Here is a 4,126-nt window from a genome sequence, read left to right on the forward strand (position 1 = left end):
CCCGCCGCGCGGGGGTGCCCCCCCCCCCCCCCCCCCCCCCCCCCCCCCCCCCCGGGGGGCCCGCCCGGGGCTTTCGCGCTCCGATGCCCGGTACGGGAAGGTCCGGTTCGAGCCGCCGGGACCACGCCCGGTCGCGCCGAGGTCAGCCGTGGGTGCGCAGGTAGTCCAGCTGTGCCTGCACCGAGCTGCGCGCCGCGGGCCACAGCCGCTTGTCCACATCGGCGTACACCTTGCGCACCACCGCCATCGCGCCCGCGTTCTCGCCGAGCTCGCGCAGCGCCGCGCGCACCTGGTCGAGCCGCTCGTGGCGGTGCTTGACGTAGTACCGCGCGACGGGTTCGAGATCGGGGTGCTCGGTGCCGTGCGCGGGCAGCAGCTTCCGGCCCGCGCCCTCCGCCAGCAGGCGGTCCAGCGAATTCAGGTAATCGGCCAGCGCCCCGGACCGCGATTCCAGCACCGTGGTGCCCGCGCCGAGGATGGTGTCGCCGGTGAGGACCGCGTCGTCGAGCACGAAACTCACCGAGTCCGCGGTGTGGCCGGGGGTGGCCACCGCGCGGATGCTCAGGCCCGCCGCCTCCAGCACCTGGCCGTCGGCCAGCGGGGCGTCCCAGTCGTTGAGGTATCCGGGTTCGACCGCGGCCACCGGGGTGCCGGTCAACTTCACCAGCCGCTCGATGCCACCGGTGTGGTCGTGGTGGTGATGGGTGATCAGCGTCAGCGCGATGTCGCCGTCGGTGGCCGCGGCGATCGCCTCGATGTGCTTGTTGTCCTTGGGGCCGGGATCGACCACCACGTATCCCGAGGCGCCCGGCGCGCGCAGCAGCCAGGTGTTCGTCCCGTCCAGGGTCATCTTGCCCGGGTTGTCCGCCAGCAGCACCGCTGCCGATCCGGTCACCTGCCGCACCTGTCCGTACGCGGGATGCGTCGCCGTCATCGCTGTCACCTCTGTTCCATGCCGTAGCGCACGTTCCACGCTAGTCGCGCGCGTGCTTTCGCGACGGGGCCACGTGCCCGCCCCGCCGCGAGCAGAGCCGGCGGCGAATCAGCCGCGAACCTCGACGATCAGCTCCACCTCGACGGGGGCGTTCTTCGGCAGCTCCGCCACGCCCACCGCGGACCTGGCGTGCACACCCGCCTCGCCGAAGACCTCGCCGAGCAGTTCCGAGGCGCCGTTGATCACGACCGGCTGATCGGTGTAGCCGGGCGCGGATGCCACGAAGCCGACCACCTTCACCACCCGCACCACCTCGTCGAGGGAGACCAGGTCGTGCACCGCGGCCAGCGCGTTGAGCGCGCACAGCCGGGCGCTCTCCGTGGCGGTCTCGGTCGACACCTCGGCGCCCACCTTGCCGACCGCGGGCAGTTCGCCGTCGACGAACGGCAGCTGACCGGAGGTGTAGACCAGCGAGCCGGTCCGCACCGCCGGGATGTACGCCGCCACGGGCGCGGCCACCGCGGGCAGCCGCAGGCCGAGCCGTTCCAGGTTGTTCCGCCAGTCGGTCGCCGGTTCCGTCATGACCCTCTCCTCCCTGTCCGGCCCGCTCAGGCCTTGGGGCGCTTGAGGTAGGCGACGTGCTGTTCCCCGGTCGGGCCTGGCAGCACGGTCACCAGCTCCCACCCGTCGGCTCCCCACTGGTCGAGGATCTGCTTGGTGGCGTGCGTCAGCAAGGGCACAGTGGCGTATTCCCATGTCGTCATGGGGCGAGTGTATTGACCCACCACACGCGGGCATCGACCCACCGCCCGCCCCGGGGCCGCCCGGGAGCACGGGCCGGTCACCGGGCCGCCGACCAGCGGTGGAAGCGGGCGATTCCACTGAAGGCGGCCGTCCTCACGCCACCCGCACCCCACGGGTTATAGGCTCGCGAACGTGGGAGTACCAACTGCTGATCCCGTTTCGGCCCAGCCGAAGCCGGACAAGGGGTGGCCGAAGCGGGCCGAACAGGCCCGCCTGCACTACGTCTCCGGCAAGGGCGGGACCGGCAAATCCACCGTCGCCGCGGCGCTGGCACTCGCGCTCGCCGCCGGTGGTCGCCGGGTGCTGCTGGTGGAAGTCGAGAGCAGGCAGTCCATCGCCCAGCTGTTCGACCTGCCGCCGCTGCCGCCGACGGAGACCAAGATCGCCACGGCCGACGGCGGCGGCGAGGTGGTCGCGTTGGCGCTCGACATCGAGCACGCCTTCCTCGAGTACCTCGACATGTTCTACAACCTCGGCTTCGCGGGCCGGGCCATGCGCCGGATGGGCGCGATCGAGTTCGTCACCACCATCGCGCCCGGCCTGCGCGATGTGATCCTCACCGGCAAGATCAAGGAATGCGTGGTCCGGGTCGACCAGGCGGGCAAGCCGGTATACGACGAGATCGTGGTCGACGCACCGCCCACCGGCCGCATCAGCAGCTTCCTCGACGTCACCAAGGCGATGGCCGAGATCGCCAAGGGCGGGCCGATCGCCGCGCAGTCCGAGGGCGTGTCGAAGCTGCTGCACTCCGACCAGACGATGATCCATCTGGTCACCCTGCTCGAGGCACTGCCGGTGCAGGAGACCGCGGACGCGATCGAGGAACTGACCGCCAACGATCTGCGCATCGGCGCGGTGATCGTGAACCGGGCGAGCGTGGGACACCTGCCGCCGGTGGCCCGCGACTCCGCCGCCGCGGGCGAACTGGACCGCGACGCCGTCCGCGCCGGCCTGGAGCGGGCGGGCATCACCCTCGACGAGCAGGACTTCGACGGCCTGATCACCGAGACCGTCGAGCACGCGGCCCGGCTGCGCGCCCAGGACGCCAGCGCGGCGGAGCTGAACGAGCTCGGCGTGACGCAGATGCATCTGCCCGCTCTCACCGACGGCATCGACCTCGGCGCGCTCTACGAGCTGGCCGAACACCTCAGCGCGCAGGGAGTGCGATGAACACCCTCGACATCTCCGGGATCATCGCCGATCCCACCGCCCGCGTCATCGTCTGCTGCGGGTCCGGCGGTGTCGGCAAGACCACGACGGCCGCGGCCATCGCGCTGCGCGCCGCGGAGGCGGGCCGCAAGGTGGTCGTGCTGACCATCGACCCGGCGCGCAGGCTGGCCCAGTCGCTGGGCGTGGCGGATCTGGACAACGCACCGCAGCGGGTGGCGCTCGGCCCGCAGGCCGAGGGCGAGCTCTACGCGATGATGCTCAACATGCGCCGCACCTTCGACGACATGGTGCTCGAGCACACCAGCCCGGAGAAGGCCGAGCAGATCTTCGCCAATCCGATCTACCAGACCGTGGCCTCGTCCTTCGGCGGGACGCAGGAATACATGGCGATGGAGAAGCTCGGGCAGCTGGCCGCGCGCCGGGAGTGGGACCTGATCGTCGTCGACACCCCGCCCTCGCGCAACGCGCTCGACTTCCTCGACGCGCCCAAGCGCCTCGGCACCTTCCTCAACGGCAAGATGATCCGGCTGATCATGGCGCCCGGCCGCGGCGTCGGCCGGTTCGTCACCGGCGCGATGAGCCTGGCCATGCGCGGAGTGTCCACCATCGTGGGCGGACAGCTGCTCAAGGACGCCTCGACCTTCCTGCAGTCGCTCGAGTCGATGTTCGGCGGCTTCCAGGAACGCGCCGACCGCACCTACGCCATGCTGTCCACACCGGGCACGCACTTCCTGGTGGTGGCCGCGCCCGAGCCGGACGCGCTGCGCGAGGCGTCGTTCTTCGTCGACCGGTTGTCCTCGGAGCGCATGCCGCTGGCGGGCCTGGTGCTGAACCGGACCCACCCGGTGCTGTGCTCGCTGCCCGGCGACCACGCGCTGACCGCCGCCGACCGGCTCGCCGACGAGGACCCGCTGACCACCGCGGTGCTGCGGGTGCACGCCGACCGGGTGGCCGTGGCCAAACGGGAACGGCATCTGCTCGTGCGCTTCACCGGCGCGCATCCGAGGGTGAAGATCGCCGCGGTGTCCGCGCTGCCGTTCGAGGTGGCCGATCTGGACGCGCTGCGCGCGGTCGCCGATCAGCTGACCGGCGAATCGGCGAAGGTCTGACACCGAGCGCGGGGCCGCTGTCGCCCCGCGGGAGTCCCGCCCGCCCCGGCCGCGACGATCACGCCTGTGTCCGACGGCCGGCGGACGCGGTGCGGAACCTGCCCCGACG

Annotated in this window: 5 protein-coding genes; 2 read left to right on the forward strand and 3 right to left on the reverse strand. The window is 71.9% G+C overall.

What is annotated here, in order from left to right:
* Window positions 1-142 precede the first annotated feature (142 nt).
* The 3 genes from QH283_RS18055 to QH283_RS18065 form a co-directional block, all read right to left on the reverse strand.
* Window positions 143-934, reverse strand: a complete 792-nt coding sequence (locus QH283_RS18055; protein WP_280504164.1) for an MBL fold metallo-hydrolase — start codon at window positions 932-934, stop codon at window positions 143-145.
* Window positions 935-1,042: 108 nt separating this feature from the next.
* A complete protein-coding gene (locus tag QH283_RS18060; protein ID WP_280504165.1) occupies window positions 1,043-1,516 on the reverse strand; it encodes a RidA family protein in 474 nt (157 codons plus the stop codon).
* Window positions 1,517-1,542: 26 nt separating this feature from the next.
* A complete protein-coding gene (locus QH283_RS18065; protein WP_085998926.1) occupies window positions 1,543-1,698 on the reverse strand; it encodes a DUF4177 domain-containing protein in 156 nt (51 codons plus the stop codon).
* A 172-nt stretch (window positions 1,699-1,870) separates the two neighbouring features.
* Here QH283_RS18065 and QH283_RS18070 point away from each other — a divergent pair, with 172 nt between their 5' ends.
* Both QH283_RS18070 and QH283_RS18075 read left to right on the forward strand, forming a co-directional pair.
* Window positions 1,871-2,908 (forward strand): ArsA-related P-loop ATPase, encoded by a 1,038-nt coding sequence (locus tag QH283_RS18070; protein ID WP_280504166.1) that lies wholly within the window; start codon window positions 1,871-1,873, stop codon window positions 2,906-2,908.
* Window positions 2,905-4,017, forward strand: coding sequence for an ArsA family ATPase (locus QH283_RS18075; protein WP_280504167.1), 1,113 nt, complete (start codon window positions 2,905-2,907; stop codon window positions 4,015-4,017). The genes QH283_RS18070 and QH283_RS18075 overlap by 4 nt, the downstream gene beginning before the upstream one ends.
* Window positions 4,018-4,126 lie beyond the last annotated feature (109 nt).

The sequence above is a fragment of the Nocardia farcinica genome (assembly GCF_029867845.1).
In the GTDB taxonomy this organism is placed as follows: domain Bacteria; phylum Actinomycetota; class Actinomycetes; order Mycobacteriales; family Mycobacteriaceae; genus Nocardia; species Nocardia farcinica_A.